Raw genomic sequence first — 25934 nt, forward strand, 5'->3', positions numbered from 1 at the left:
ACGCCTGAGAGAGCGCTGATTAGGGGTCGGGTCGTTCGAGTGGTCTGATTCATCACCCGACCTTACGAAAACCAGCTAATCTAATAAATCAAAACTTTATCACTTAATGGTTTACAAATATTAAATAATGAATGCAACCCTTGATATCGAGCTGCTTCGAACCTTTGATACCGTAGCTCGGATGGGAAAATTCAGGCTGGCGGCCGAGCATCTTCATAAAAGCCCTGCGGCTATCAGCGTACATATTCAGCGGCTGGAGACCATTGCTGGAGGGCGCCTGCTTGAGCGTGATAACCAGTCGGTATCCCTGACTGCGCTTGGACAACGACTGCTTATGTCTGCCGCCGAGCTGCTCCGAACCCATGACAGGGTTATGGGCGAGTTACATGGCCCGCACGTGATTGGATGTGTTCAGCTGGGTATGCCTGATGAATATGCCGCCCATGTCATTGGTGACATCCTGCCCATTTTCACAGCCTCCTGGCCAAATGTAGTGCTGGAGGTAACCACCGCACCGAGTTTTACGCTACGCGATCATCTCCAACAGGGAAAGCTTGATCTGGCATTGCTGACCCAACCTCGCGCGGCTGGCTCCGACGCACTGGTACTCACCTCCACGACTCCGGTCTGGGTAGGAAGCGCAGTGCTACCCGCCACGTTGAACGATCCTGTACCACTGGCGCTTTACGCAGCGGATTGCCCTTACCGCGAAGCCATGATAAGCACCCTCACAACGGCAGGAAGGCCATGGCGGGTAGTGTTGGACAGTGCCTCCAGCCAGGCGATAAGGGCCTGTGTCGAGGCCGGGCTTGCCGTTACGCTCATGGATCGTGCACGGGTAACCGAAAGAATGGTTATACGCGAGGACTTACCCATCATGCCTGACCACGAAGTGGTACTGGTCCGCCCACCGGCCAGGGAAAGCAATGAAGCCGTAGAGCTGCTGATAGATGCCATCCAGCGATACTTCCGCCTATAGCTGGCAGAGCTACAGGGTCGCTGCAAACTGTCCTGCGTGAGATTAGGCTTTTACCTTTGCAACGGGCGACGCGGTGTGCTTGTTTCAGATCATTGCACTGGCGCCTATCGACCAGGAGGCTCCTCGTCGGTTGACTTGATACACTTGTCACCTATCAGCCACTCGGTGTGCGCAGAGCGACCAAACACGTGTGCGAGCAGAAGCTTCCGGTTCCAGCTTCTGTCGTATCTGTTATTTGACCAGGATCCTTATGAGAATTGACTCCAACCTACATGATGTTCTTGAGCCTCATACCCAGAGGAAAAACACCAAGCCTCTGGATTACCACTCTCACATCACCTTTACGCATCCAGTGGTGGCAGCATGATTGAAGTAACCGAGGTTTCCATTGCCGCGCTACGTGAGGCGCTTGAGTCAGGCCGTACCACAGCGGTTGAGTTGGTTCATGCCTACCTTGCCCGGATCGAAGCCTATGATGGTCTTGATACGCCCACGGCCCTGAATGCTGTCGTGGTCAGTAACCCTGATGCCCTCAAGGAAGCGGAAGCATCCGATGCCCGTCGCGCCCGAGGCGAAACACTTGGTCCATTGGATGGGATCCCCTATACGGCAAAAGACAGTTATCTGGTGAAAGGGCTGACTGCCGCCTCGGGCAGCCCTGCCTTCAAGGATCTGGTGGCGTACCGCGATGCGTTCACGATCGAGCGTCTGCGGGCGGCAGGTGCGATCTGCCTGGGCAAAACCAATATGCCCCCTATGGCGAATGGTGGTATGCAGCGCGGCGTTTATGGTCGCGCGGAAAGTCCATACAACGGTGATTACCTGACCGCGCCTTTCGCCTCTGGTTCCTCCAACGGTGCAGGTACAGCTACCGCAGCGAGCTTTGCCGCGTTCGGCCTTGCAGAAGAGACATGGTCGAGCGGACGAGGCCCTGCTTCGAATAATGGTTTGTGCGCCTATACCCCTTCACGGGGGGTAATCTCGGTACGCGGGAACTGGCCGCTGACCCCGACGATGGATGTGGTTGTGCCTTTTGCCAGAACCATGGAAGACCTGCTGGAAGTGCTGGATGTGATCGTGGCGGATGACCCGGAAACACGCGGCGATCTATGGCGGATGCAGCCCTGGGTACCAATCCCGAGCGCCTCTTCGGTGCGGCCCGCCACGTATAGGGAGCTTGCCGCAAAACCTGATGCCCTTGCTGGCAAGCGGTTTGGTGTTCCACGCATGTACATAAATGCAGACCCCGAGGCAGGGACCAGTGAAAACCCGGGTATCGGCGGTCCGACTGGGCAACGAATCCATACCCGACCTTCAGTCATCGCACTATGGGAGCATGCTCGACAAGCCCTTGAGGCCGCGGGTGCCGAAGTGGTCGAGGTTGACTTCCCGATGGTTTCCAATTGCGAAGGCGACCGTCCCGGCGCGCCAACGGTATACAACCGTGGACTCGTCTCGAAAGAGTTTCTTCATGACGAACTGTGGGAGCTGACGGCCTGGGCGTTCGACGATTTTCTTCAGGCCAACGGGGATCCCAAACTGAACCGTCTGGTGGACGTCGATGGCCCACAAATCTTTCCCCATGACCCGGGCACCCTACCCAACCGGGAAGGTGACCTTGCGGCCGGTATGGACGAGTATGTGAACATGGCCGAGCGCGGCATCACGCCATGGGATAAGATCGCCACGTTACCTGAAGGACTGAAAGGGCTAGAAAAGACGCGCCGGATCGATCTGGAAGACTGGATGACCCAGTTGGGGTTGGATGCTGTCATCTTCCCGACCGTTGCAGACGTAGGGCCCGCCGATGCTGACGTGAATCCCGAGTCGGCCGATATCGCCTGGAGCAATGGCGTCTGGGTCGCCAATGGCAACCTTGCGATTCGTCACTTGGGCATACCTACCGTAACGGTGCCCATGGGCATCATGGCCGATATCGGTATGCCGGTAGGCCTGACCTTTGCCGGACGTGCCTACGATGATTCCTCCCTGCTGCGTTTTGCAGCGGCTTTCGAATCAACCGGATCGCGCCGCATGATTCCCCCGCGTACTCCACCGTTGCAAACGAGCTGACCAGGAGCTGGGCGAGACTGAGGAGCTGTAACCAGTCCCGCTCAGTTGCCGATACATTCAGGGACTCGCCTGCGCCTTCTGCAGGTTTGTCCCTGTGTTGCTAAAAAGCAAACCTCAGCCCTTACCTAAGACGCGCTTCAACCCGGCGTTACCAATAGCAAGTGCCAAGCTGTCTTCGGCGAGCCCTAAGGCTGCGTTGATGACTGCACCGGAGCTGCCGTAACGCTTGCGCAGGCGAATGGCGATTTTTGCCGAGATGCAGGCAGCGGTTGCGCCGATCAAAGCGGGGACCAAAGCAGGCTGCCGCTGCGCCCCAGCCAAGGCTGCAGCGGTCACACCTCCTGACAGCGCCCGTACCATCATTGACGGTGCGATTGTCCGATCGGGGGCAAATGGAAGTTTGTCGCCCAACAACTCACTTGCGGCAAGCGGTATCAGGAGCTGGCGTGCTCTGGGCTTAACCAGCGTACGGGTCAAGGAGTCTGCGTTGGTAGCAGCCGAACGCTTGGCAAGCGCCTCACTGACCATTGCAGGAGCCAACATGCTACGCATACCTGTTACGACGCCTAGCGCTAAAGCGCCCCATAAAAGACGGTTCGATCTTGTCATGCTCATACCTCCAGTCGTTAAGCATGTCGACCGGCCGTAGCTGGAGGCAGTTCAGGCTGCTAGCAAGATTAAAGCTGTATCGCTTCCTGATAGAGCGGCTTGTCATGAGCTACCATTTTGATACCAATAAAGGCAACATATGACAAGCCGTTTTCTGGATGCCTATGACTACTTTTTGCTTTAGAACCGAGGCTTTAATGCTTTCCAGTCGGGGTCATATTTCTGCATTTGCCGGACGTCATCACGTTGGCGAATACCGCAGGTAAGATATTGGTCGTTGAGTTTGGCCAGCTGGTCATAATCCAGCTCAACGCCCAGTCCGGGTGCGTCCGTAATCGCAACGCACCCATTGCGAATCGGTAGCTTGCCACCTTTGATAACTTCTTCATCGGCCTCCTGCCAGGGATAATGTGTGTCGCAAGCATAGGAGAGATTGGGTACAGCAGCCGCTACATGCGTCATTGCCATAAGACTGATGCCCAAGTGCGAATTGGAATGCATCGAAACGCCCAACCCAAAGGTTTCACACATACGGGAAAGGATCTGGGTATCACGCAGGCCACCCCAATAGTGATGGTCCGCCAGCACAATCTGTACGCTGTTCAGCGCGATGCTGCGGCGGAACTCATCAAAATCCGTCACGACCATGTTGGTTGCCAGTGGAAGGCCTGTGCGCCGATGCAGCTCAGCCATCCCTTCAAGGCCTGGACACGGATCTTCATAGTATTGGAGATCATCGCCTAACAGCTCCGCCATGCGAATCGAAGTCTCGAGTGACCAATTGCCGTTTGGATCGATGCGCAGAGGTATGCCAGGAAAAGCCTGCTTGAGCGCTTTCATACAGGCAACCTCATGCTCGGGGCCCAGCAGGGTTCCCGCCTTAAGCTTGATGCTTTGGAATCCGTTCTCCTCGATCATGGTACGCGCCTGGGCGACTACCTGCTCCGGACTGATCGCCTCGCCCCACCGGTCTGGCTTATAGGGTGACTGAATATGCTCGGCATATTTCAGAAACAGGTAGGCGCTGAAGGGGACCTCCCGGCGTACGGCGCCGCCAAGAAGATCCACCAGCGGCACCCCTATCGAACGGGCTTGTAGGTCCAGAAAGGCAACCTCGAACGCCGAATACGCATTTGCCACTTGTTTACTGGGGTGTGAACCCGGCGCCAACTCTGCTCCGGGATTGGCACCCGGTTGAAGACGGGCCACTGTCTGGATGACCTGAGCGCGCAACCCATTGAGATCGAAAGGATCAAGGCCGAGCAGGCTTTCCTGCATGGTCTGCAGCACGCTAAGCACCGGTGCATCACCGTAGCTTTCGCCCAAGCCTATAAAACCGTTATCACTCTCGACCTCAATGATCGAGCGCAGCGCATAAGGCTCATGGATACCACTGGCGTTAAGCAGCGGCGCATCCTTGAAGGCAATCGGGGTTACACGGATGTGTTTGATCTTCATGATAGAACTCCTGAAAAACTAGAGAGGGCCTCCGGGGCTGCCCGGCAGGCCCGTCCTTTACTCAAGCAGGCACAGCAGCCACCTTGGCTTTGATACCGTCGCTAGGCCCTCGTCTCGTCTTGGTCATGAAGACCAGAATGCCGGCAATCAAGGAGACCGTGGCAAGGCCAATGAGGCCACCTTCGATCGAGCCGGTCCGTTCCTCCAGAAAGCCAAACGTGGCAGGCGCAACGAAACCGCCCAGGCTACCTACCGAATTGATCAGTGCGATGACTGCCGCCGAGATACGTGCATCCAGATAAGACTGGGGGATCGGCCAGAACAGTGATGACGCTGCCTTGAATCCGATAGCGGCGAAGCAGATAGCCAGAAACGCAAACACCGTCCCCCCCATCGTCGAGGCGAACAGCCCAATGGCTGCAATGATGAAGGCCGATGATGCCCAGGCCTGCTGCCATTTGAAGCGGGACGCCAGACTGGCAAACAGGTACATGGCCACGACGGAAATGATCCAAGGAATGGAATTGAAAAGACCAATCTCGAAGTCGCCCAGCCCGCCCATGGAGCGAATGATGCTTGGCAGCCAGAAAGTGCAGCCGTAGATCGTCAGCGAGATCGAAAAATACAGAAAGCAGAACAGCGCGATTTGCGGATCACGCAACAACTTGAACGCTGAAGGATGAGCCTTGCTCTCGCCTACTGCCAATTCGCGCTGGCGTTGCTCCTCATCGATACAGTCAGTCAGTGCATTGCGCTCTTCCGTGCTCAGCCATTTGGCATCCTTGGGCAGGGAATCCAGCCAGAACCAGACAAAACCGCACAGTACGACCGAGAACAAGCCTTCAATCAGGAACATCCATTGCCAGCCGGACATCCCCAGCCCGGTTATTCCCAGCAGGGCGCCAGACAACGGACCGGAGAGGATAGAGGCAATGGCTGAACCACTCAGAAAAATTGCCATGGCCTTGCCACGCTCATCAGCAGGCAGCCATTTGGTGAAGTAGTAAACCACCCCTGGGAAGAACCCCGCCTCGGCAACGCCAAGCAGGAATCGCAGGATATAGAACCAGGTTTCATTGGGTACGAACGCCATGGCCGTTGCGACAATACCCCAGGTGAACATGATGCGCGTCAGCCAGGCCTTGGCACCGAACCGCTGCAAGAGCATGTTGGACGGGACCTCGAATAGCGCATAGCCAATGAAGAACAGGCCGGCGCCCAATCCATAGGCAGCGGCACCAATCCCGAGATCAGTCTCGAGATGGCTACGTACAAAGCCGATATTGACCCGGTCGATGTAGTTGACGATGAACATGACGACAAATAACGGCAAGACATGCCGCTTCACCTTGGAGACCGCACGGGTTAGCACCGTGGAGTCCACGGAAGACTGGACATTACTCATGGGCGACTCCCGCTCATTGTTTTTGTAGGAGAGCGTCGATAATGGAGGCCGATATTGTTACTGTCTAATCTATATTAGGTCTTGATTGATACCGGTATTAGATCAATGTTTGAACTCGCTCAGCTCCGCTGCTTCACCACGGTGGCCACAGAACTCAACTTTCGCCGTGCGGCAGAGCGGCTGAACATGACGCAGCCGCCGTTAAGTCGGCAGATTCAGTTACTTGAGCATAGCCTGGGCGTAGAACTCTTTTCTCGAAATACGCGCAGCGTAGCCCTAACTGCGGCAGGAAGAGCCTTTTTCATCGAAGCCCAGGCACTTCTGGAGCGAGCACAACAGGCTGCAATTGCCGCGCGACGTTTTGCCGAAGGCGACATTGGCTCGGTTACCATCAGCTTCGTTGGCAGCGCCGTTTATGAGTTTCTTCCCAAGGTCATTGCCGAAGCCCGTCTTAGTCAGCCCAACGTCAAGGTTGCCCTGACGGAGATGAATACGTTTCAGCAACACGAAGCGCTACGGGCACGCCGTATCGACCTGGGTATCGTCCGTGCACCACTCCTGCAGCCGGGCTATGAAACCGAATGCCTGGTTCGTGAGCCGTTCGTGCTTGCTGTACCCGCCAGCCATCCCTTAGCTCATGCACCTGTGATAACCGTGCAGGACCTTCATGGGATGCCCTTTCTCATGTATTCGCACTCAGCTTATCCCCCCTTCAACGAGCTGCTAACCGGTATGTTCCGCTCCGCCAGCGTCGAGCCGGAATACATTCAATGGCTAAGCTCATCGCTCACCATTCTGGCGTTGGTCAACGCGGGGATGGGATTGGCGTTTGTACCTCGCTGCGCCACCAATGTCGTCTTCAAGGAGGTGGTCTTTAGGGAAATCGATCTGGGCGACGGCATACAAAGCGAATTGCATCTGGTATGGCGTACAGATAATGACAATCCCGCCTGCAAGATGCTGCTGGAAGCCATCCGCTCTGCGATCAAGGCCGAGCGTTAGCGGAAGGAGGTCAGTATTTTTCAGGAACCCTTACTGGCTCACTCTTCCAAATTGATGAAGATGCAGTAGTCCAACGCTTTGCCGAGGCAGGAAAAGAGCTGTCCAGCGGACCGAGTGATCACAGGCCAGGAAAAAGCCCCGGTAATCGCTTTCGATTTGGACGTACACCTTGGGACACCCTGATCAAATTTCTCAGCCTTCCCTCTCCGCTTCGTTACGACGAGGGCCACGCTGGACCCCAGCGTAAATCCAAACGCGATCAACCCGGTTGCCTGGAGAAGCAGGCGTACCATTGTTTAGCAAAACGGCATCGTCTTCTCCGCCAGCACTAGCGTGAAGGGTCGGCATCATTCAGTGGATACCGACACAATGGCAACATCTTCTCAATACTCGTTGACTGACGCCCTATGAACCCCGATAGGTGCTGAAACCATAAGGGCTGAGCAACAGTGGGATGTGATAGTGCTGGTCCGTTTGTTTGACTTCAAAGATCACAGGAATTTCAGGAAAAAAGGTTTCGTGGCCGGTTTTCTTGTAATACTCGCCAGTTTTGAAAACCACTCGATACTCACCTTTCTGTAAGGGCTTATCACTGGGATACAGCTCAGCGATGCGACCTTGCTCGTTGGTAGTGCCTTGGGCCAGCGGCTGCCAAGCCTCTCCGATGTGACGCTCAAGCGTTACATTTACACCGGATGAGGGTACGCCGGTTTCAAGATTGAGCACATGTACGCTAAGCGGATTATTGGCAGCGACAGCCATGCCGGACATTGCTGTCATACCCAGTGCCAGTATCAAAGTCTTCATGGTGGTTCTCCTTTAAGGGTTAGTTTTCAAACCTATTGCCAAGGCAGCCTCGGTCGCACATTGCTCATCCTGGGCAGCGCCACCAGCACCTGCTACGCCAAAAGCGCCTACCAGCGCGTCGCCTTCATAGAGGGGCACACCGCCTCCAAGCAGCAATAGTTCAGGCAAGGTATTGAGGTTGGCAGCCTCCGGATTCTGACGGGCCTTTTCAGCCAGCAGGCGTGTCGCTGTCTTGGTAGACAATGCGGTATAGGCCTTGCGGCCGGCAGCATCTGCGTTATGAGGGCCCACCTGGGTATCGCGCTGAATAAGAATGGGGTTCCCACCGCGATCAAGCGCTGCCATTGCAGCATGACAGGGCGCAGCGTCCAGCAGGCGACGGGCTGTGGCTAAATCCAGCTCCGCCTGTTTCGGTAAGGCGGCTTCTGCTTGCATTACTGCCAGCATGAGCAGTGTGAATGTAACGATTCTGTCCATGACAGGGCTCCTTGGTTGGATCGATATACCCTAACCAGGCCGCACGGTCAGAAACGGGTCATTGCAATGACATTTTTGTCAGAAACCGCGTGATGCATGTATGACATACCCATTTAACTAGACACCGGGTGTAGTGCTAGGCTTTCCCAACGTACTGCTCAAGGACCATCTTCAATGGAAGTGAAACCACCTGCGTATCGCCCTGGCGCCATCGTTATCGGTGCCTCCTCCGGAATGGGTGAGGCACTGGCGCGCCGTTTGGTAACAGAAGGCTGGCGGGTCGGTTTGGCTGCGCGAAGAGCTGAACGCCTTCAAGCACTCGCCCAGGAACTAGGTGATCACGCCATCATTTGCCCACTGGACCTGATGGAAATAGACGAAGCCCGGATAGCTCTGAAAGGCTTTATCCAGCAGGTAGGTCACGTTGAGCTAATAGTCATCAGTGCGGGGACAGGCCATGTCAATCCGGACCTGACTTGGCAGCTCGATGAAGAAACTATCGCTGTCAATGCACTGGGCTTTGCGGCCATGGCCCAAATAGCCATGAAGCATTTCATAGCGCAGGGACAGGGTCACCTGGTAGGAATTTCATCCATTGCCAAGCTCCGTGCCAATGGGGGCGCTACCGCCTATTGCGCCTCGAAGGCCTTCGTCTCGACATACCTGGATGGCCTGCGCGACCTGGCACGTCACCATAAACTGCCTGTGACAGTAACCGAGGCGTGTCCCGGCTTTGTCGACACCGACATGTTGAAAGCTGATAAACCCTTCTGGGTGGCCACGCCTGAAAAATCCGCCGATTGTATATATGGCGCCATCAGGACGCGTACCAAGCACGTCTATGTCACCAGGCGCTGGGGCTTGATTGGTCGTCTGCTGCGCCTGCTGCCTTCGCCCGGTTGATGGTAGCTTCAGGCACTCGGGACGGGCACTTCTCAAGCGAGCTGTCCGTGATAACGGGTATACGGCAAGTTCATCGTATGCGTCTTTAAATACAGTGGATTGCCAAGGCGCGGCCCAATCGATGATTGCTTTATAACTGCACGGATAGCCCTTAAAGTCTAATAGGGTCAAGCCGGTTTCTTGACAGGATATCCGCTACGTATAACAGCCTATACCTCGCTGTGACTTCAATAACAGGCGATGACTCTAATTTTGCTAGAAGACGTTTATTAAAGATAAACGAAGATTAATCTTTAATAACATTTAAAGACTTCCTCATGTCTATCTTTCCTGTTTTATATTGGCGCTTTAAAGGCGTGCCTATATATATACCAGCGTAAGAAGAAGGTGGTAAGTGCGGTAGAGCAATTTGCCAATCAGCTGGAAAGCTGATTCATAAAACGCTGAAAATGACATCCGCCCCGTAAAGCTGAGCGGATGTCACCAATAAGGACTATCAAGAGGCTTGTATTGATACGGCCGCTAAACCTGAGCTGAAAACTTTTCCACCAGTTTGGTCGTGCCCGCTACGATCAAGAAATCACCTTCATGTATCTGTGTGTCTGCTTTGGCATACACGAAGTCTGTCTTGGGCCGCTTGAGGCCGATCACGGTCACGCCGTAGCGTGTACGAATAGCCGATTCGGCTAGCGTTTTTCCATGGGCTTCCTGTGGCGCTCCGGTTTTGGCAATGGCGAAACCATCCTCAAACTCGATAAATTCGAACATCTTGCCTGTCACCAGATGAGCCACGCGCTCTCCCATGGCGGCCTCTGGATAGACAACATGATGAGCACCGATTCGCTCAAGAATCTGTCCATGCTTTGCACTCATGGCTTTGGCCCAGATGTCTTTCACACCCAGCTCCTGAAGCGCCAGGACGGTTAGAACACTGGCCTCAAGGTCGCTACCAATGCCAACAACAGCATGTATGAATTCATCAACGCCCAACTGGCGCAAAGCTTCGATATTGGTGCTGTCGGTTTGAGCGACATGGGTCAGCCGGTCGGACCAGTTCTGGACGAGGCTTGCATCCTCGTCCAGCCCTAATACTTCATGCCCCATGTCGATTAGCGATTCGGCAACAGAGGCACCAAAGCGGCCCAGACCGATAACGACCACGCTGTCACTGCGGGTCGACGAGAAGAGTTTATCCAACAATGGGGCGTTCCTCAGGATAGCGATAAGGTTTGTTTCGGCTACGCAAGGCCAGGGCAGTTGCCACGGTAATCGTCCCGACGCGGCCTACGAACATCAGGACGATGATAACGACCTGCCCTATTGGAGGAAGATCAGCCGTGATTCCCGTGGAAAGACCTACAGTGGCAAAGGCAGAAATTGTTTCGAACGCGATTTTTTCAAGAGGAAGCGAGGTCACACTGATCAGAATGAGTGTTGCACTCGCGACCATAGCAGTTCCCAAAAGAACAACAACCAGTGCTTGGCGTTGCGTTTCCGAAGCGATCCGTCGGTTAAAGACTGCGGTATCCGTGTTACCCCGGATCTCTGCCCAAACCACAAAGAACAGTAAAAAGAAGGTAGTAACCTTTATACCTCCAGCGGTACCCGCGCTACCGCCCCCGATAAACATCAGGATGTAATGGATAGCCAAGGTCTCTGTGGTGAATTGCCCGACGTCTAAACTATTAAACCCAGCTGTACGCGCGGCAGCAGAATGGAAAAAGGCGGCCAACAGCTTGGCCCCTGTGTCGAGTGGACCAAGTGTGCCGGCGTTATTCCATTCATATCCCAGCATGGCTACTGTACCGATGATCAACAGGAGCGCCGAGCCCAGCAAGGTAATGCGCGTATGAACAGACCATGGCCGGTTTTTCCGGCGTATGTGCCTGAGCTCATACAGTACGGGAGAGCCGATGCCGCCTATGATCAATGCAGCAGTGATGGGAAGAATCACGATAGGGTCTGCGACGAACCCCATCAGATTATCTGAGTAAGTAGAAAACCCGGCGTTGTTGAACGCCGAAATCGCGTGGAAAATACCATTCCATGCGGCACTTCCCCACGCCTCCTGATAAGCAAAATGCAGATGGAAAGCGAGCAGTGCAGCTATCGTCAACTCGACTGTGAGCGTAACGGCCAACACCAATCGCAGCACCTCAACGACATCACCCAACCCAAGCAGGCGGGTTTCACTCTGGGCCAATAATCGGCTGCTCAGTTGCAAGCGTCGATTAACCAGAAGACCCAACAAGGTTGCACCACTCATGATGCCGATTCCGCCAATCTGGAACAGAACAAGAATGATGACCTGACCGAAGCCGCTCCAATATGTAGCAGTGTCTACGGTGACAAGACCGGTCACACAGGTTGCCGAAACCGCAGTAAACAAGGCCGTCAGAAAGGGAGCGCTCGCTTCACCGGCTCGCGCCACTGGCAACATGAGTAATGACGTGCCTATCAGTATGGTAATCAGGAAGGCCAACGGCACCAGCCGGGCGGGATGTTTTATGGTATTTCGCAGCAAGGGCCTGTTCTCGAGTCATTGTTTTGTATGCATTTACATTATGGCAAGACGCAACGATATGCGCGTCTATGAGACCACAGTGAGAAAACGGCGTCCTCAAAAACTCTTATGATTGGCAACCTAATAAATAGCCTGACTATTGTTGGCATCCTTCCAAAGCCGTTCCTATACTCAAGCTGCTTTACGCACCGGTTGGGTGCCATGTTGACTCATTTGAGTGTTGGTTAGGGAAGACCAGAATTCTTGCCTGCCCGTTCTGATGCGCTTTTACATGGCTCCCAGCCATTTGCTGATAGATACCCGCAGGCCAGACGCCTATGCAGTTGTGGGTGAGCCGTCATCAGTTGATAACGATTTCAGCGGTCTCATGACTTTGATATAGGGAGATTTTTCAATGCCTGCGCTCAAACCCCTCGCCCTTGCCGTACTGGCTACCCTCACCCTGCACGCTCATGCAGAAAACAACACGGTAGATCTTAATCAGGACGGCGAAAACAACACCTCCACGATCGAACAGAGCGGTACGTCCAATAACTTTACGCAAACGCAGACAGGGCAAAACGGTTACGGATTCATTGAGCAGTCCGGTACTGAAAACAGCGGCACGGTTTACCAAGAGGGCGTTGGCAACAGGACGCAATTTATCCAGGAAGGCGGAAGCCTCAACGTTGGGCAGATTTACCAGTCGGGCAATGAGAATACGGCTTATATCACTCAAAGTGACTACGAACATCGCGGTATGGGGTTTCGTGGCAAGGCCGATCAAGATACCGCAATCATTGAGCAAAACGGCACGGCAAACAACGCTGGCATCAACCAGACCCTATCGTCTTACAGCAATGCCTCCATACGCCAGAATGGCGACAATAACGATGCTAACAGTGAACACTACAGCTCCAACTACGGAACTCAAACGACAGTTCAGGAAGGCAGCGGTAACAGAAGTGACATCTTCCAGTCCTTCAGCGAGTACCCAATCGCCTCGGTTTATCAGTACGGTGATAACAACGATGCGCGGGTTTCTCAGCTGATCGATAACAGCGTCGCGCTTGCTACCCAGGAAGGAAATGGAAATAGCATCAGGCTGACGCAGAACAGCATCTTTGGGGAACCCTCTGCAAATAATGCTACTGCACGTGTCGATCAGTCCGGCGACCTCAATAAAGTCGATATCACGCAGGGCGGGACCTACAACGAAGTCAATGTATCGCAAACAGGTAACAGCAACGTTGTAGGCGTGGCAGGAGAGACGTCCTACGACGTGGCCCAGACAGGTAACCGCAACTTCCTGTCATCGGTTCAGGACGGAACGGGTAACGAGCTGTACTTCAACCAGAACGGCGATGACAACGAACTGTATGTATCACAGTCGGGTGATGCCAACACGATTACGGCTACGCAAACCGGCGTAGGCTATTCGGCCATTCTCTCTCAGAATGGCTCAGCCAACAGCATGAACGTAACCCAATCTTCTCAGGGCGATATAGCGACCATTAGCCAGAGCGGTACGGGTAACACTGCGACACTGACACAGCGTTAACCGCTGACGCTGGCCAGGTTCAGGCGCCTTGCGAAAGGCCTCTGAACCGGGCTCTTATCCTTAAATACAGGTTCCCACAGGGTCTACCGGCGGCGTATTGTCATCCTCCGCAGGCATCTCGTCCGGGTGAGTCTCGTCTGGAACACCGTCATCGAAATGACGATGAGGATCGTTGTCCATCAGCTGTACTCCGGGTCAGTCGGATTCTTTTGAGGAAGACGCTCATCGGGGGCATGCTCACGCTGATCATCACCGATTGGCTCATCCTGTGGTGAAGGGGTTGGATCGATTTCCGGGTCGTCCGGTGCCTTTTGGAATTCAACCATCAGTCTTCTCCTGTGCAGTGGGTGCCCTTTTTGTTGGGCAAGTCTATGGCCACTTTGTTCAGGCTGGCTGAGCGCTTAGGGTTATTGCAGCAGGGATTGAAGATAAGGATCCGCACTTTACTGGACTATTACACGTCTCCTGCCCCAGCGAGCCGACGTCTGACCCCTAGCGACTTGGCAAAGCTTTTCTATGCTTTGGAATATACCGTTCAGGCAACAAGGAGCCTTCATGAATATCGACACCCTGTTCAATGAGATTCACAACCTGCCCAGCGTGCCCAAGGTCGCCCAGGATCTCATCCAGCAATTCGATAACCCTTCCTCCAGCCTGGACAGTGTTGCGCGTAATGTAGAGCGGGATCCCGTCATTGCCGCTAAGGTATTACGCCTCGCCAATTCGGCCCGGTTCAAGGGTGCTCGTGATTCGACCAGCATCGAAGATGCCACCATGCGCCTGGGCTTCAATACGCTTCGTACGTTGGTTCTGGCGTCCGCCATGACAGGCGCGTTCAAGGTGGACTCAGGCTATAACCTAAAAGCGTTCTGGACTCACAGTTTTCGGGTAGCCAGTATCTGTCGACTCCTGGCAAAGCAGCTGGGCAAAGACCCGGACACAGCCTTTACCTGTGGCATGATGCATAACATTGGTGAGCTGCTGATTCAGGCGGGTGCGCCTGACTATGCAGCCAAGCTGAACAAGCAACCTAAAAAGGACGCTACGGGACGAGCAGCGGATGAGACCGTGCAATTGGGCTTTGGCTATCCAGAAGTAGGGGCAGAGCTGGCAAAGCGTTGGCAATTACCCAAGGTCATTCAACAAGCGATCGCTTATCAAGGTCGTCCCACCCAGGCACCTGCCGAGGCGGACGATTACCCACGCATTGTGGCGCAAGCAGTAGCGATCAGCGATGTCTACGAAGCCCATGGTGCCACGCCTGAGGCACAGCAGCATCTGACCGGCCCCCTGTTCAACGGACTAGATACAGACAAGCTGTTTGCTGCCTTACCCGACGTGCTTGAAGCCGACAAGGCGTTTGCCGAACTGATCGGCTGAACCCTGCCCGGCAGCCATGTGCTGCCGGGTATCACCTCAGCTTAACGGTCAGGTCGCCGGAACGACAAGATCGCCGCCGGGCCGGCGAAAGCCCAGCATGTTGCCATAACGCATGACCCCCCAGGTTTCCACGACCGGACCGGAGCGCAGCATCATGCGGACTTTGACTTCACTCTGGTAACTGGGAATGACGGTACAGGCCTTGGCCTGCTCGCCAGGGATATGGAAGGTGTTCTGTGGATCCAGAGCGGCCTGCGGGCAACGGTCAAAGCCGAAGACCGGCACTTCTGCACCATTCACCACGATCTTGAAGCCGGGGCCCATCGTGATCACAGGAGGCAGATCAGCCCATGCAAGACCACTTGTTACACCAAGGGCCACGGTTGCCGCCAACATACGGATTGCCTTCATAGACTGGCTCTCCTCTACCTATAAAGCACTACCACTTAAGACTAGAACCGCTAATCACGGAGGGGTTCCCCTAAGTCTTGTAGAGCAGGCCCAACGGTCCTGACGATACGGCGTTCATGTTTCAACTAATCGTGTTACCGGTCAAAACCCAAACGCCGCCTTGTAGATGAAGGCTTTGCTCATTAACTAGACGCTGGATTGAGCTATAGGAGACACAGGAAAAAAGACTTTTTTCAGGAAATCTTGCATGCGTTTGATAAGCAAAGTGAGGTGCAGGAAAACAAAGCGGAACGCTCTTTTTGAATAAACGAAAGGCTGAATCGGCTATGTCTATGCCTATCTGACTGCCTGGTTCAGTACCAGAAAGATCGCTCAGGATCGCAGTACAGACATTGGATAATCAGCCCCGCAATGCGTTCTATCCGACCCAAAGGTTGAGCTGTAAGACTAGCGCATTAACCAAACCGGCTGAGCTTGTGCTTTTCATGAGCTAACCATGCGCTTTATGGCTTACGCCGGCGTTCTAGCTCGTTGCTAATAGCATTTCCGCAACGCCAGCTACGGGCTCTCACATCCATACCTGGCGGTGTCAGGAGGGGCTTGCAACTATGCGTACCCCTCCTGAAGGCTGATTACGTCCGAAATCCTCCGATCAATCCATGTAGCTCCTCTGAAAGATGCTCCAGACGTGCGGCATCTGTACGAGCCGCTTGAGCCAACCGCTCTACCACCAGGGCGTCGTCATGAATGTGCGAAATATGTCTATTGATATCTTCGGCGACCTGATGCTGCTCTTCGGCAGCCGCAGATATCTGTATGTTCTGATCGCGGATATTGTCGACCGAACAGCGGATCTGCTCAAAGCTAACCCTGGCTAATTGAATGCGCTCGACGCTGTTATGGGACATCGACAAGCTGTTTTGCATCTGTTTCGTGACTTCCTGGGTGCGCCGCGCCAGACCGCCCAAAAGCCCGTCAATCTCTCCGGTTGAATCAGACGTGCGCTTGGCTAACGCTCGAACCTCATCGGCCACTACGGCAAAGCCTCTGCCCTGCTCGCCTGCTCGAGCCGCCTCGATGGCAGCGTTCAGGGCCAGCAGGTTTGTCTGATCGGCAATCGAGCGGATTGTGTCGAGGATGGCATTAATGTTCTTGCTGTCCTGCTCCAGAACAAGCATCGCCTGGGTAGCCTGCGCGAGGTTGTCACTTAGCTGCGCAACACTTCCTGTAGCCTCGTCGATCTGTAGTTGACCATTATGTACCTCGCGGAAACCGGTATCTGCCGATACCGCGGCCTGACTACAAGAGCGCGCCACTTCGTTGGCTGTAGCAACCATCTCATTGAATGCAGTAGAAACAAGCTCTACGGCTTCGCGTTGCCGGCCTGCAGCATCGTTAATCTGATGCGCGACGCGTGTACTGTCGTGGGAGGCTTGCTGCAACCCTGTCGATGCACTGCTGACGCGCTGCACAAGCTGACGGATTGTGTCCAGGAACTGGTTGAACCAACGCGCAAGCAGGGCTGTTTCGTCCTTGCCACGAACGGTCAAACTCCGGCTTAAATCACCCTCACCTTGTGCAATGCCCTCCAACCCATCGGCTACGCTGCGGATTGGCTTTGCGATTAAACCGGCGAAGCTGGCGCCCACCAGAGCAAAGATAATAACCAAAACCGTAGCGATCAAAGCGATCTGCCAAGTAAGGCTCGACGTTCTAGCCATCACCTCGTCGCGCTGAATCAACCCGATGAAGCGCCAGCCCAAGTCTGGCGAAGACCAGACATTTGCCATGTACTGCACACCATCAAGTTCAACTTGCTGCAGTCCACTCGTAGCGCTCGCCAAGCGAGCGTATTCATTACCTAAATCCTTTAGCGACTTAAAGTTATGCTCTGCATGGCTGGGATCGACCAGTACGTTACCATTGTCTTCGACCAGCATAAGGTAGCCGCTATCACCCAACTTGATCTGCTTAACCAGGTCGGTCAGCTGCTTGAGCGACACATCCAGCCCAAGCACGCCAACTGGCCTGCCCTGAGCATCGTCTATGGTGCGTACGGTTCCCATTAGCACCACATCGTCAGGTGCCCAGTAATACGCTGATGTCCGTACCGTTTTGCCCGGATTATCCATGGCGGTCTTATACCAGGGTCGTACCCGTGGATCGTAATTGCTGAGCTTAGGATCGTCCGGCCATAGTGCATAGCCGCCATCAGCCTGCCCTACTGACAAATAGGCCGTAGCGGGATGCGTAGTGGCAAATCGAGTAAAAAGATCAAGCATTACCGCGTTGCTGCTGGGTGTTGGCAGTTGATCAGCATTGGGCTGCATATAACGTTTGAGTGGCTCTGTATTTGTCACAGCGGGCAGCTTGGCGAGATACTCAACGTTCTGGCTGATGCCGGCAAAAAATTGCTGCATAGCATTGTCGATCTGGCGAATTTCACGACTACTGCTATCAATGAAGTCGTCCTGAGCCTGGCTGCGCAGGTTCATAGCCACAACGACCGCTATCAGAAGCACAGGTGTACAGGCAATGGCCGCAAATGCGCAGGTAAGTTTTTGTTTGATATTCATAACGGCCTTGCTCCAGCGAAAGCAATAGGTGGTATTTGCCAATCAAGGTGGGGCAAAGGAGTAATGAAAAACTCGATTGGTATGAAAGTTATCTGCTGGAAGCTTGATAGCTGTAGGCCTAACAACGTTTTTAAACGTGTGCAAATGCAACCTTGAGGTCAATGAGAAAACCAAGCTATCTCAAGGACAGTATCGATAATTAGAAAGATAGCTCTGCAATATTTTTAGTAGTACCTCACTAGTTCAGCCAAATCATTTTAGTCCGTACATTTAAATGTTTGGCGCCAAAGTTACCGCAGAGCACTAATTACGCAGCGCAAATGAACACTCTAACCATGACGGATTGAAATTGAAGCCTGAAAACCGTGTCTATCAACATGCATCTTCTTGAGGACGACCGTATGGATGGGCACGAAAAGTATGAAGCACTGACGGGCAAGTCGTGGACGGCAGCTGTGACAGAGTGGAATCAACTTGAGCAACGGGTACAAGAAGCAGCCACTCAATATCTCGAATGCGCAGCACCTCATCAATCGGATGAACGGAAACAGCTCGAAACGGCCTTGAGATCACGACACAGCGAAGCGGACGCGTACTGGAAAAAGATGTGGGAAGATCTTGATCGCTGTTAGCAAGAAGCCCGGTTATATAACCGGGCTTCTATTCAAGTATTCAACTACAAGGGACGATTTACATCGTCATCATCCAAAGTATCGTCTGGCATAGCGGGATCAACCACATCGCCACCAATACCTGTATCGTCTGGTTTAAGCGGGTCAGGGCTTTGCGCTGTTAGTGGAGCGTGCTCATACGTAGCCATGGTGCATCTCCTTTCTTATAAGGCCAAAGCGGCCTTATAACTTGGAGTCGTCAAACCAAGAAGTGTTCGCACCACCGTTTCCGCTCGTCTAATTAGCTGAACAATAAAAGCTCGGCATAAAACCGAGCGTTCATTTACGCAGATCAGTCCAGCAGGCTATAGGTAATCGTCGCTAAACATAAAAAGGTCAGAATCCCAATTCCCAGCGCTATAGGCATACACATCATCCCAAAGGACAGGTATTCAAGCAGCCAACCCATAATGCCAAATAAAAGAAAAAGAACAGCTGCACCTACCGCTAATGCGGTTCCTTGTCTTACCAAGAAACCACCGCCTGACCTGACCATAATGATGCCTCTGCAGGAGCAGCGATTGCTGCTGCGCAGAGATATCATGTTGTGACAGGATTCACATCAAATACTGTATTAACAATACGACCGTTAATCTGATACCTCAAGCCTTGCATTGGCAGGACTTGAGGTAACCCTCTATCAGATGCCACCTTCTTCATCGGCCTCGTCAGGTGCCTGGTCAGGGTCCAGTGGTGCCATCTCGTCATCGTTCGCACCTACTTCATCACCCGGACCTAATGGATCAGAGCCCTGCATCCGCCATGTGTCGATTGGTTGAGTATTCATATACACCTCGAGTGGGGTCCTAAATGACCCTATCGTTGGACAGCACTTGTAGGGCTTCATTGAATCCGTGAAACGCTTTGAATCAAACGGTCTTTATGAATACCCAAGCCTTGGCGGCCTTACTGCTCTGGTTCCGCTACTGGTTGATCCAAAGTATCTAGCGATGCAAAGACCTCTTGGGCTGCGAACAGTCCGTTCAACGCCGCTGGGAAGCCTGCATAGACCGACATCTGTATGATCGTCTCAATGACTTCTTCACGCGAAACACCTACATTCAGCGCGCCCTGGATATGTACTCTGAGTTGAGGCGCTGCATTCCCCATAGCCGTGAGCGCCGCCACCACTGCAATTTCTCGACTTTTAAGGTCAAGACCGGGACGAGAGTAGATGTCTCCAAACGGAAACTCGATTAGATAGCGTGCAAAGTCCGGAGCGATGTCAGCAAGACTGGCGACGACGCGCTCGCCTATCTCACCATCGATTTCCTTTAACTTCTCAAGTCCGCGTTCATAGCGCGTTGCAATGTTCATCAGGCGTCTCTCCATGGTAGCTAAGGGTTATGTCAGGAATGCTCCAGCGCCTGGTAGTGCTCGACCTTGGCTTGCAGGGCATCGGCAGACTTTTTCATGGCCTCGATTTGGGCAAGTACCTCCGCCAGGTGATCCTCCAGCAAGCGACGGCGCTCGGATACGGTTGAGTCTCCAACAGCACGCAACTTTGCGAAGGTCAGCATTTTTCCGATAGGCATCTGGGTGGTACGCAGCCTTAGAAGAAAACTGATCCAGGCCATGTCTGATGCTGCGTAACGCCGTTGGCCGCCAGGGGCTCGGCCAACAGGCGCAATCAACCCGATACGCTCGTAGTAGCGCAACGTGTGAGCCGTCAGACCAGTACGCTTGGCAACTTCATCTATCGTTAAATTCGAGTCCATGGAGAAGATCCTAGAGGTTAGAGTGCGCTCTAAGTCAAACACTTTTTTCTGCTCGCCGACACCTCTTCATGTTATGCCGTAATCGTCTAGAGACCGCTTGCTACAGACGCGGCTGCCCTATCCCTCGAAGGACTTGCGAGGCCATCCACTTGAGCTGATCGCGGGAGCTGACGTAGGAGGCGCTGCCGGCCATGTTGCGGGACATTACGACAGTGCAGGTGCGGCGGCAGGATGCGCGGTTGGCCATCACGAGGCCAATAAGAAGGACAAAGCCAAAGATACCCAGTCGGAACAAGAGATCCGGTGCCGCGCAGTCAGGCTCCTCTCAGGCGGCACCGGCTGATAAATAAACAAGGTCGCCATAAGAGCACTGCCGGTACAGTAACCGGCAGGCAGCTGATTGTCTTTTAAAGGTAACGTCTTTGATACCCGCCTGTTGAGCCTGAACGTCTGTCTTTGACAAACGTTCAGATGACTCAGACACTAGCCGGATCGGCTAATAACGATAACCAAGCGTAGCTCAGCAAAACGAGTCAATCGATTACACGTACGGTTTACGCCAACCTGAACCGACCTACCAGCTTTTGCTGGTGCTCAGCCAGACGCGCCAGCTCCAGACTGGTTGCGGCAGTCTGCTCGGCACCTGCGCTGACTTGGATAGCCACATCGTTGATCTCCACGATGTTGCGGTTGATGTCCTCCGCTACGGCGCTTTGCTCTTCCGCAGCCGCAGCAATCTGCAGGTTTCTATCGTTAATACTAGCTACGCCCTCGGCAATCCTGGTGAGCATATCACCGGCCCGCTCGATGTTGGAGGCGCCCGCGCGAGCCTTGCCTACAGTCTCCTGCATCGATTGAGTAGCACGATCAGAGCCTGTCTGCAGGTTTGCAATCATCTGCTGAATATTGCCAGTAGACTCTTGTGTCTTTTGGGCCAGCATACGTACTTCGGAAGCCACCACCGCAAAGCCCCGACCGTGGTCGCCGGCCCGCGCCGCTTCGATGGCCGCATTAAGCGCCAGCAAATTGGTCTGGTCCGCAATGCCGCGGATCACATCAAGCACCGTGGAAATGGAGTCGCTTTCTCGCTTCAGATCGCTGATGATGGCTGCGGTCTGATCGGCCTGGGCAGACAGTTCGCGTATGACACTGATCGTGCTTTCCACCTCACGTCGACCCTGGCTTGTGCTCTGGTTGACCTCTTGTGACATGCTGGCGGCATCGCTGGTGCTCTGAGCTACCTCTCGCACGGTCGCGCTCATCTGGTTGATCGCGGTGACAACAAGCTCAGTACCCTGGCGCTGGCGCTCAATGCTTTTGCTGGTCTGAAGCGTGACCGCTGAGGATTCTTCCGCGGCCGTTGCAACCTGCGTGGTGGCGTTACCAATTTCCTGAATCACCTGGCCCAACTCGTCAGCCATACGATTGAGGTTATGGGTAATCTCGCCAAATTCATCCTTGCCCTTATAATCGGATCGCGCAGTAAGATCGCGTTGCGAAAGTGCCAGCAGCGCATTGTTCACCGCTTTTACGGCAACGCTGATGTTGCGAATGATCAGGTAGGACAGCACCGAGACGACCAACAGCGCAAGCACTGCGACACCCAGCGTTGTCCACAGCACGGCTGACGCATGATGTTGCGCCTTGGCTGCCAGGGCGCCCACCTGCTGTCCCAACTCTTCCTCTACTTCGCCCATCAGATCGATTCGGCTCGTCGAGGTTTTGAACCATCCTTCGGCAGACACACCCAGTGACTGGCCGATTGGCGTCTCGAACGCCAGATGCTGCAGACGTGCGACCTCAAGCGCGCTGGGCTGCTGCATCTTTTCATCAAGCTTGCGCACAAGCGCCTCAGACGCGTTACGTCTGAAGGCCTCGGAGTAGGCGGAAAACTCACCCAGGTTACGGCTGAAAGCTGATAGCAGATCAGAATCGAATCGATCCTGGTTGAACACGACACCTAGCATGGCCCGCTCACGACCTGCCCGCTCCTTCATCTCGATGAATTCATTAAGCGAGGATAACGCTCGGGCAAGCGATGGCTCATTCACATTGTGTTCCAGTGAATGAGTGAATCCAATCAGCGTTTGAATGATTTTGGTAAACCGCGAGCCTGATTCACGGTTGGTGATGCCCAACGTATCAATCTGGTCACGGGTGGCTTTCAAACCATCCAATCCAGCCATGGCGTCGCGAATCTCTCTGGCACTTCCAGAAAGCGCGCGCAAGGCCGCCATAGCTTCATCCGTCTGCTGACGCATGCGAGGCAGCATATCCCGCATTGCATTTCCCTTGCTGCCCAGATAAACACCGCTTGCGCCGCGCTCACGCTGCAGCACAGTAATTAACTGACTTACCTTCTGGGCAACCGTGCTCGCTTCCACCGTTCGATTCATCTCCTGCAAGGTCTGGTAGCTATCAACCACCTTCGCCGTCGCGAGCCATAGGAAGCCGAGAAGGGGGCATATGAGAATCAGCAGAAGCTTGAAACCCAACGGGATGTTTCGGAGCACGATGTTCACCTCAGAGTCTGCTTCGATATCAATGGTACGAAGCTCAGTCGATTACCTACCGTCGTGCTTTTATGGCTGCACGTTAAGCAGGATGAGCGCAGCCAGAGGCTGCCCTTACAAGGCATCACACTCTCTATCGGACCGATAGAAAAAATCTTTAGAAAGGATATGTGTCCAACCCCTATAACTTTCGGCATCTGTATCGGTAGCTAGCTTGCCCGTCTGGTTCGTGCGCGATGGTCCTGCAAGAGCTTGCATTGATGATCGGGTAAACGACTTGCCCTGCCTGATTGCAGACGAGATGACTGACCTGTTTCCCTGGGGTAAACCGCTAACGATGTCGAAAGCCAGGAAAGTACTGTTGCTGCTCATGATTGTGGGCGCTGCCCTGGGTTATCTCGGGCTTCGTGCCGCTTCAACTCCGCGCGAGGCTCAAGCGGGAACTACTGATGTCGCTCAGCGGCAGCAACTGATTCATGCACTGGTCTCGAACAAGAAAAGCCCTATCAAGGAAGCCCGCTGGGTTACACCGTCCCTGCTGCAGATAGGTGTTGTCGATGATCATACCTTGCAGTTCCGGCTGGCCGAGTCCGTTTGCCTGAGTGCCAAACAGTACGGTACGCCTGCAAGGCTCGTCAGAGTGGTGGATGCAGCAGAACTGAGGCAAGGTGGAAAGCTGGTAGAGCTTGGGCAGGCCGCTTGTCAGTAGATAGTCTCGTGAAGGTCGTATAGACGAGAAAACCAACTCTCAAGCGCGCCCCGATTGTCACAATCGGGGCAAGGCGAATCTGGAATGCTGAGCCGTTTAATGTAGCCGTTAATCGGCCTGGTGCCTTCCGGTTGATGTGAGAGATGCCACCTTAATTAACGGTTGATCAGCCCGTGTTTACGGAGCTTGCGGTACAACGTATTGCGACTGATACCGAGCCGCTCAGCCACATGCCCTCGATGCCAGTGCTCAGCCTGCAAGGCTGCAACCAGGGCATCACGCTCCGCTGTCCCCAAAGGGTTACATGCATTTTCTGCAGGTGCCTCCAGAGGCAGAACGGCTGCCACATCCCTGAGGCCGATCCAGCACCCTTCGCTCAAGGCTACAAGCGTTCTCAACAGGTTTCTCAGCTGACGAATATTGCCGGGCCATGGCTGCGCCAGTAGCGCCTGCCTGGCTGCCGGTTCCACTCGAATTTCTTTGCCACGAGCCTCCTCTCGGAGCAGATGATCGATCAGATCAGCCTTGTCGCTTCGTTCTCGCAAAGGCGTCAGGGTGACTTGCAGGCCAGTCAGGCGGTAATAGAGATCTTCCCGAAACTGACCCGCCGCCACCAGCGCCTTGAGGTCTCGATGGCTGGCACTGATCAGGCGAATATCAAGCGGCTGTGGTGTGGTACTTCCCAACGGAACGACATGACGTTCCTCTAGAACACGCAGTAGCCGGGTCTGCAGGGCAAGCGGCATATCGCCAATTTCATCAAGGAACAGGACGCCGCCATTGGCATGCTGGAGCTTGCCTGCCATGCCTTCCTTGCGTGCACCGGTAAATGTTCCGCCGCAATAACCAAACAGCTCGCTTTCGATCAGCGCCTCGGGAATGGCCGCACAGTTGAGTGCGATAAATGGCTTGCCTGCACGTGAACTGGCACGGTGCAGCGCAGTAGCGAAAGCCTCCTTGCCAGTCCCGGTCTCCCCATAGAGAAGAACCGGCACATCATGCTCCAACACCTTGAGCGCCCGATCGAACGCCGCATGTAGTGCATGATCGGCGAGACATAGCCCCTCGATCTTTGCGCGGCGAACCGGCGGAGGCGTTACAACTGTACGCAGCTGTATGCCCCGTACCTGTGCATGGAGCAACACGCCGCTCAAGGTGCATATCGACCAATAGGTACTGGGTTGCGGCTGCGCATAGGCCAGGAGTTCATCGAGTCTGATGTCAAGCACGCCCTCCAGCGACTGACCCAGCAACGCCTCACGGCGGGTGGCCAGTAGGTTCAGGGCCGGCTCGTTAACCGCGGTAATCCGACCGCCTCCATCGAATGACAGGAGCCCCTCGCTAAGCAGACCGAGAAACTCGGGCTGGGTATGGAAGCGCAGCAGGTAGTCCTGCTTACAATGCTGCAGGAAAACGCCATTTTCGATCAGTTTTGCCGAAAGTGTCGTGAGCGCCATCGTATGAAACTGGCTCTGCCGCGATTGCTGCTCGCGAACCGTAGAAACGTTGAGTACCGCCTGGAGGTTTCCGGCCGGATCAAAGACGGGCATCGCCGAGCAAGTCAAACCCGTATGGCGACTGCGAAAGTGTTCCTCCCGAAAAATCGTGATGGGTTGGCGCTCAACCAGACAGGTACCCACCCCGTTGGTCCCCTCGATATCTTCGTTCCATACCGCACCAAGCCACAGGCCAGCACGCTCGAGCAGAACTTGCTCTGCCTCATGGAAGACGCTTTCAATCACCACGCCCTGGGCATCGGTCAACAAGATCGTGTGTCCTGCCCCGCCCAGCTGCTGGTAAAGGGTGTTCATCTGCCCACGGGCCAAGCCAAGGAGGTTACACAGCGGCTCTCGGTGATCAACCAGGCGCGGCTGCTCTATGACGCAAGGTGCCTGGGGACTGGCAGGATCCAGCTGGTAGTGCTCAAGGCAGCGCTGCCAGGAGCGTACGACAACCGGGTCTGTAGAGCCTGAAGGCAAGCTGTCTTGTGCTCTTGAAAAAGGAGGTATTGAAGTATGAGGCCTTTGGGACATTCTTGTTATTCTCCCTATGCAGGCGGCAAGGTGCAATGTCTAGTGTAGGTCATTCAAGCCTCTAAGGCTGGTAGGCCAGAAGCGGTACAAAATGTCACCCCCTTAGGCCATGATCGATACACGGGCTGACCTGGGATAGCCACAAC

The 25934-nt window shown here is 54.3% G+C and carries 25 protein-coding genes; 9 read left to right on the top strand and 16 right to left on the bottom strand.

Features of this window, described 5'->3' with window-relative positions; translation table 11 throughout:
- Nucleotides 1-127: 127 nt before the first annotated feature.
- Nucleotides 128-979 carry a LysR substrate-binding domain-containing protein gene (locus JQR86_RS22720; RefSeq protein WP_150346293.1) on the top strand — a complete coding sequence of 284 codons (852 nt, stop codon included), beginning with the start codon at nucleotides 128-130 and terminating at the stop codon, nucleotides 977-979.
- 363 nt (nucleotides 980-1342) lie between these two features.
- Nucleotides 1343-3052 carry an amidase gene (locus JQR86_RS22725; RefSeq protein WP_434155158.1) on the top strand — a complete coding sequence of 570 codons (1710 nt, stop codon included), beginning with the start codon at nucleotides 1343-1345 and terminating at the stop codon, nucleotides 3050-3052.
- 114 nt (nucleotides 3053-3166) lie between these two features.
- Here JQR86_RS22725 and JQR86_RS22730 read toward each other — a convergent pair whose 3' ends face one another.
- The 3 genes from JQR86_RS22730 to JQR86_RS22740 form a co-directional block, all read right to left on the bottom strand.
- Nucleotides 3167-3661: a DUF4126 domain-containing protein gene (locus tag JQR86_RS22730; protein ID WP_434155160.1), complete on the bottom strand. Its 495-nt coding sequence runs from the start codon at nucleotides 3659-3661 to the stop codon at nucleotides 3167-3169.
- A gap of 180 nt (nucleotides 3662-3841) precedes the next feature.
- Nucleotides 3842-5119, bottom strand: coding sequence for a glucarate dehydratase family protein (locus JQR86_RS22735; protein WP_434155161.1), 1278 nt, complete (start codon nucleotides 5117-5119; stop codon nucleotides 3842-3844).
- Nucleotides 5120-5180: 61 nt separating this feature from the next.
- Nucleotides 5181-6524 (bottom strand): MFS transporter, encoded by a 1344-nt coding sequence (locus tag JQR86_RS22740; RefSeq protein WP_010798769.1) that lies wholly within the window; start codon nucleotides 6522-6524, stop codon nucleotides 5181-5183.
- 105 nt (nucleotides 6525-6629) lie between these two features.
- Here JQR86_RS22740 and JQR86_RS22745 point away from each other — a divergent pair, with 105 nt between their 5' ends.
- Nucleotides 6630-7526 carry a LysR substrate-binding domain-containing protein gene (locus JQR86_RS22745; protein ID WP_010798770.1) on the top strand — a complete coding sequence of 299 codons (897 nt, stop codon included), beginning with the start codon at nucleotides 6630-6632 and terminating at the stop codon, nucleotides 7524-7526.
- 405 nt (nucleotides 7527-7931) lie between these two features.
- Here JQR86_RS22745 and uraH read toward each other — a convergent pair whose 3' ends face one another.
- Nucleotides 7932-8333 (bottom strand): hydroxyisourate hydrolase, encoded by a 402-nt coding sequence (uraH, locus tag JQR86_RS22750; RefSeq protein ID WP_150346290.1) that lies wholly within the window; start codon nucleotides 8331-8333, stop codon nucleotides 7932-7934.
- Between the two features lie 12 nt (nucleotides 8334-8345).
- On the bottom strand, nucleotides 8346-8810 hold the full coding sequence (locus tag JQR86_RS22755; RefSeq protein ID WP_434155163.1) for a heme-binding protein: 465 nt from the start codon (nucleotides 8808-8810) through the stop codon (nucleotides 8346-8348).
- 174 nt (nucleotides 8811-8984) lie between these two features.
- On the opposite strand from JQR86_RS22755, the gene JQR86_RS22760 reads away from it, so the two are divergent.
- Entirely contained in the window at nucleotides 8985-9713 is a 729-nt protein-coding gene (locus JQR86_RS22760) for an SDR family NAD(P)-dependent oxidoreductase (RefSeq protein ID WP_434155165.1), read from the top strand.
- Nucleotides 9714-10235: 522 nt separating this feature from the next.
- On the opposite strand, the gene JQR86_RS22765 is transcribed toward JQR86_RS22760, so the two are convergent.
- Both JQR86_RS22765 and JQR86_RS22770 read right to left on the bottom strand, forming a co-directional pair.
- Nucleotides 10236-10913: a potassium channel family protein gene (locus JQR86_RS22765; RefSeq protein WP_010798775.1), complete on the bottom strand. Its 678-nt coding sequence runs from the start codon at nucleotides 10911-10913 to the stop codon at nucleotides 10236-10238.
- The gene (locus JQR86_RS22770; protein ID WP_434155458.1) at nucleotides 10903-12234 is read right to left on the bottom strand and encodes a TrkH family potassium uptake protein; all 1332 of its coding nucleotides are present in this window, start codon (nucleotides 12232-12234) and stop codon (nucleotides 10903-10905) included. The genes JQR86_RS22765 and JQR86_RS22770 overlap by 11 nt, the downstream gene beginning before the upstream one ends.
- Before the next feature lie 397 nt (nucleotides 12235-12631).
- On the opposite strand from JQR86_RS22770, the gene JQR86_RS22775 reads away from it, so the two are divergent.
- Nucleotides 12632-13777 (top strand): hypothetical protein, encoded by a 1146-nt coding sequence (locus JQR86_RS22775; RefSeq protein ID WP_010798777.1) that lies wholly within the window; start codon nucleotides 12632-12634, stop codon nucleotides 13775-13777.
- A gap of 179 nt (nucleotides 13778-13956) precedes the next feature.
- On the opposite strand, the gene JQR86_RS22780 is transcribed toward JQR86_RS22775, so the two are convergent.
- Entirely contained in the window at nucleotides 13957-14103 is a 147-nt protein-coding gene (locus JQR86_RS22780; RefSeq protein WP_010798779.1) for a hypothetical protein, read from the bottom strand.
- A gap of 229 nt (nucleotides 14104-14332) precedes the next feature.
- Here JQR86_RS22780 and JQR86_RS22785 point away from each other — a divergent pair, with 229 nt between their 5' ends.
- Nucleotides 14333-15157, top strand: coding sequence for an HDOD domain-containing protein (locus tag JQR86_RS22785; protein WP_150346285.1), 825 nt, complete (start codon nucleotides 14333-14335; stop codon nucleotides 15155-15157).
- A 48-nt stretch (nucleotides 15158-15205) separates the two neighbouring features.
- Here JQR86_RS22785 and JQR86_RS22790 read toward each other — a convergent pair whose 3' ends face one another.
- Together JQR86_RS22790 and JQR86_RS22795 are read right to left on the bottom strand one after the other, a co-directional pair.
- A complete protein-coding gene (locus JQR86_RS22790; RefSeq protein WP_010798781.1) occupies nucleotides 15206-15568 on the bottom strand; it encodes a hypothetical protein in 363 nt (120 codons plus the stop codon).
- A 632-nt stretch (nucleotides 15569-16200) separates the two neighbouring features.
- On the bottom strand, nucleotides 16201-18144 hold the full coding sequence (locus tag JQR86_RS22795; protein ID WP_434155166.1) for a methyl-accepting chemotaxis protein: 1944 nt from the start codon (nucleotides 18142-18144) through the stop codon (nucleotides 16201-16203).
- Nucleotides 18145-18545: 401 nt separating this feature from the next.
- Between JQR86_RS22795 and JQR86_RS22800 the strand changes: the two genes are divergently transcribed.
- On the top strand, nucleotides 18546-18776 hold the full coding sequence (locus JQR86_RS22800; protein ID WP_125889124.1) for a hypothetical protein: 231 nt from the start codon (nucleotides 18546-18548) through the stop codon (nucleotides 18774-18776).
- Between the two features lie 44 nt (nucleotides 18777-18820).
- On the opposite strand, the gene JQR86_RS22805 is transcribed toward JQR86_RS22800, so the two are convergent.
- From JQR86_RS22805 to JQR86_RS22820, 4 genes are all read right to left on the bottom strand, one after another.
- On the bottom strand, nucleotides 18821-18964 hold the full coding sequence (locus tag JQR86_RS22805) for a hypothetical protein (RefSeq protein ID WP_010798784.1): 144 nt from the start codon (nucleotides 18962-18964) through the stop codon (nucleotides 18821-18823).
- Between the two features lie 491 nt (nucleotides 18965-19455).
- Entirely contained in the window at nucleotides 19456-19602 is a 147-nt protein-coding gene (locus JQR86_RS22810) for a hypothetical protein (protein WP_010798786.1), read from the bottom strand.
- Between the two features lie 119 nt (nucleotides 19603-19721).
- Nucleotides 19722-20132, bottom strand: coding sequence for a carboxymuconolactone decarboxylase family protein (locus JQR86_RS22815; RefSeq protein ID WP_434155167.1), 411 nt, complete (start codon nucleotides 20130-20132; stop codon nucleotides 19722-19724).
- Nucleotides 20133-20164: 32 nt separating this feature from the next.
- On the bottom strand, nucleotides 20165-20533 hold the full coding sequence (locus JQR86_RS22820) for a MerR family transcriptional regulator (protein ID WP_150346282.1): 369 nt from the start codon (nucleotides 20531-20533) through the stop codon (nucleotides 20165-20167).
- A 112-nt stretch (nucleotides 20534-20645) separates the two neighbouring features.
- Here JQR86_RS22820 and JQR86_RS22825 point away from each other — a divergent pair, with 112 nt between their 5' ends.
- On the top strand, nucleotides 20646-20876 hold the full coding sequence (locus JQR86_RS22825) for a hypothetical protein (RefSeq protein ID WP_434155459.1): 231 nt from the start codon (nucleotides 20646-20648) through the stop codon (nucleotides 20874-20876).
- Nucleotides 20877-21087: 211 nt separating this feature from the next.
- Here the strand turns inward: JQR86_RS22825 and JQR86_RS22830 are convergent, their stop codons facing one another.
- Nucleotides 21088-23046, bottom strand: a complete 1959-nt coding sequence (locus JQR86_RS22830) for a methyl-accepting chemotaxis protein (RefSeq protein ID WP_434155169.1) — start codon at nucleotides 23044-23046, stop codon at nucleotides 21088-21090.
- 301 nt (nucleotides 23047-23347) lie between these two features.
- Here JQR86_RS22830 and JQR86_RS22835 point away from each other — a divergent pair, with 301 nt between their 5' ends.
- Entirely contained in the window at nucleotides 23348-23755 is a 408-nt protein-coding gene (locus tag JQR86_RS22835; RefSeq protein ID WP_286788921.1) for a hypothetical protein, read from the top strand.
- Between the two features lie 155 nt (nucleotides 23756-23910).
- Here JQR86_RS22835 and JQR86_RS22840 read toward each other — a convergent pair whose 3' ends face one another.
- Nucleotides 23911-25788 (bottom strand): sigma-54-dependent Fis family transcriptional regulator, encoded by a 1878-nt coding sequence (locus JQR86_RS22840; protein WP_434155171.1) that lies wholly within the window; start codon nucleotides 25786-25788, stop codon nucleotides 23911-23913.
- Nucleotides 25789-25934 lie beyond the last annotated feature (146 nt).

Source organism: Pseudomonas sp. JZ134 (assembly GCF_051027695.1).
Lineage (GTDB): Bacteria > Pseudomonadota > Gammaproteobacteria > Pseudomonadales > Pseudomonadaceae > Chryseomonas > Chryseomonas luteola.

Bases quoted from the DNA above. Each gene is read 5' to 3' on its own strand.
- uraH (WP_150346290.1), bottom strand. From the start codon at position 8,333: ATGAAGACTTTGATACTGGCACTGGGTATGACAGCAATGTCCGGCATG.
- JQR86_RS22725 (WP_434155158.1), top strand. From the start codon at position 1,343: ATGATTGAAGTAACCGAGGTTTCCATTGCCGCGCTACGTGAGGCGCTT.
- JQR86_RS22760 (WP_434155165.1), top strand. From the start codon at position 8,985: ATGGAAGTGAAACCACCTGCGTATCGCCCTGGCGCCATCGTTATCGGT.
- JQR86_RS22755 (WP_434155163.1), bottom strand. From the start codon at position 8,810: ATGGACAGAATCGTTACATTCACACTGCTCATGCTGGCAGTAATGCAA.
- JQR86_RS22840 (WP_434155171.1), bottom strand. From the start codon at position 25,788: ATGTCCCAAAGGCCTCATACTTCAATACCTCCTTTTTCAAGAGCACAA.
- JQR86_RS22820 (WP_150346282.1), bottom strand. From the start codon at position 20,533: ATGGACTCGAATTTAACGATAGATGAAGTTGCCAAGCGTACTGGTCTG.
- JQR86_RS22780 (WP_010798779.1), bottom strand. From the start codon at position 14,103: ATGGTTGAATTCCAAAAGGCACCGGACGACCCGGAAATCGATCCAACC.
- JQR86_RS22730 (WP_434155160.1), bottom strand. From the start codon at position 3,661: ATGACAAGATCGAACCGTCTTTTATGGGGCGCTTTAGCGCTAGGCGTC.
- JQR86_RS22810 (WP_010798786.1), bottom strand. From the start codon at position 19,602: ATGAATACTCAACCAATCGACACATGGCGGATGCAGGGCTCTGATCCA.
- JQR86_RS22790 (WP_010798781.1), bottom strand. From the start codon at position 15,568: ATGAAGGCAATCCGTATGTTGGCGGCAACCGTGGCCCTTGGTGTAACA.
- JQR86_RS22745 (WP_010798770.1), top strand. From the start codon at position 6,630: ATGTTTGAACTCGCTCAGCTCCGCTGCTTCACCACGGTGGCCACAGAA.
- JQR86_RS22815 (WP_434155167.1), bottom strand. From the start codon at position 20,132: ATGAACATTGCAACGCGCTATGAACGCGGACTTGAGAAGTTAAAGGAA.
- JQR86_RS22720 (WP_150346293.1), top strand. From the start codon at position 128: ATGAATGCAACCCTTGATATCGAGCTGCTTCGAACCTTTGATACCGTA.
- JQR86_RS22835 (WP_286788921.1), top strand. From the start codon at position 23,348: ATGACTGACCTGTTTCCCTGGGGTAAACCGCTAACGATGTCGAAAGCC.
- JQR86_RS22785 (WP_150346285.1), top strand. From the start codon at position 14,333: ATGAATATCGACACCCTGTTCAATGAGATTCACAACCTGCCCAGCGTG.
- JQR86_RS22740 (WP_010798769.1), bottom strand. From the start codon at position 6,524: ATGAGTAATGTCCAGTCTTCCGTGGACTCCACGGTGCTAACCCGTGCG.
- JQR86_RS22795 (WP_434155166.1), bottom strand. From the start codon at position 18,144: ATGAATATCAAACAAAAACTTACCTGCGCATTTGCGGCCATTGCCTGT.
- JQR86_RS22735 (WP_434155161.1), bottom strand. From the start codon at position 5,119: ATGAAGATCAAACACATCCGTGTAACCCCGATTGCCTTCAAGGATGCG.
- JQR86_RS22805 (WP_010798784.1), bottom strand. From the start codon at position 18,964: ATGGCTACGTATGAGCACGCTCCACTAACAGCGCAAAGCCCTGACCCG.
- JQR86_RS22775 (WP_010798777.1), top strand. From the start codon at position 12,632: ATGCCTGCGCTCAAACCCCTCGCCCTTGCCGTACTGGCTACCCTCACC.
- JQR86_RS22800 (WP_125889124.1), top strand. From the start codon at position 18,546: ATGGATGGGCACGAAAAGTATGAAGCACTGACGGGCAAGTCGTGGACG.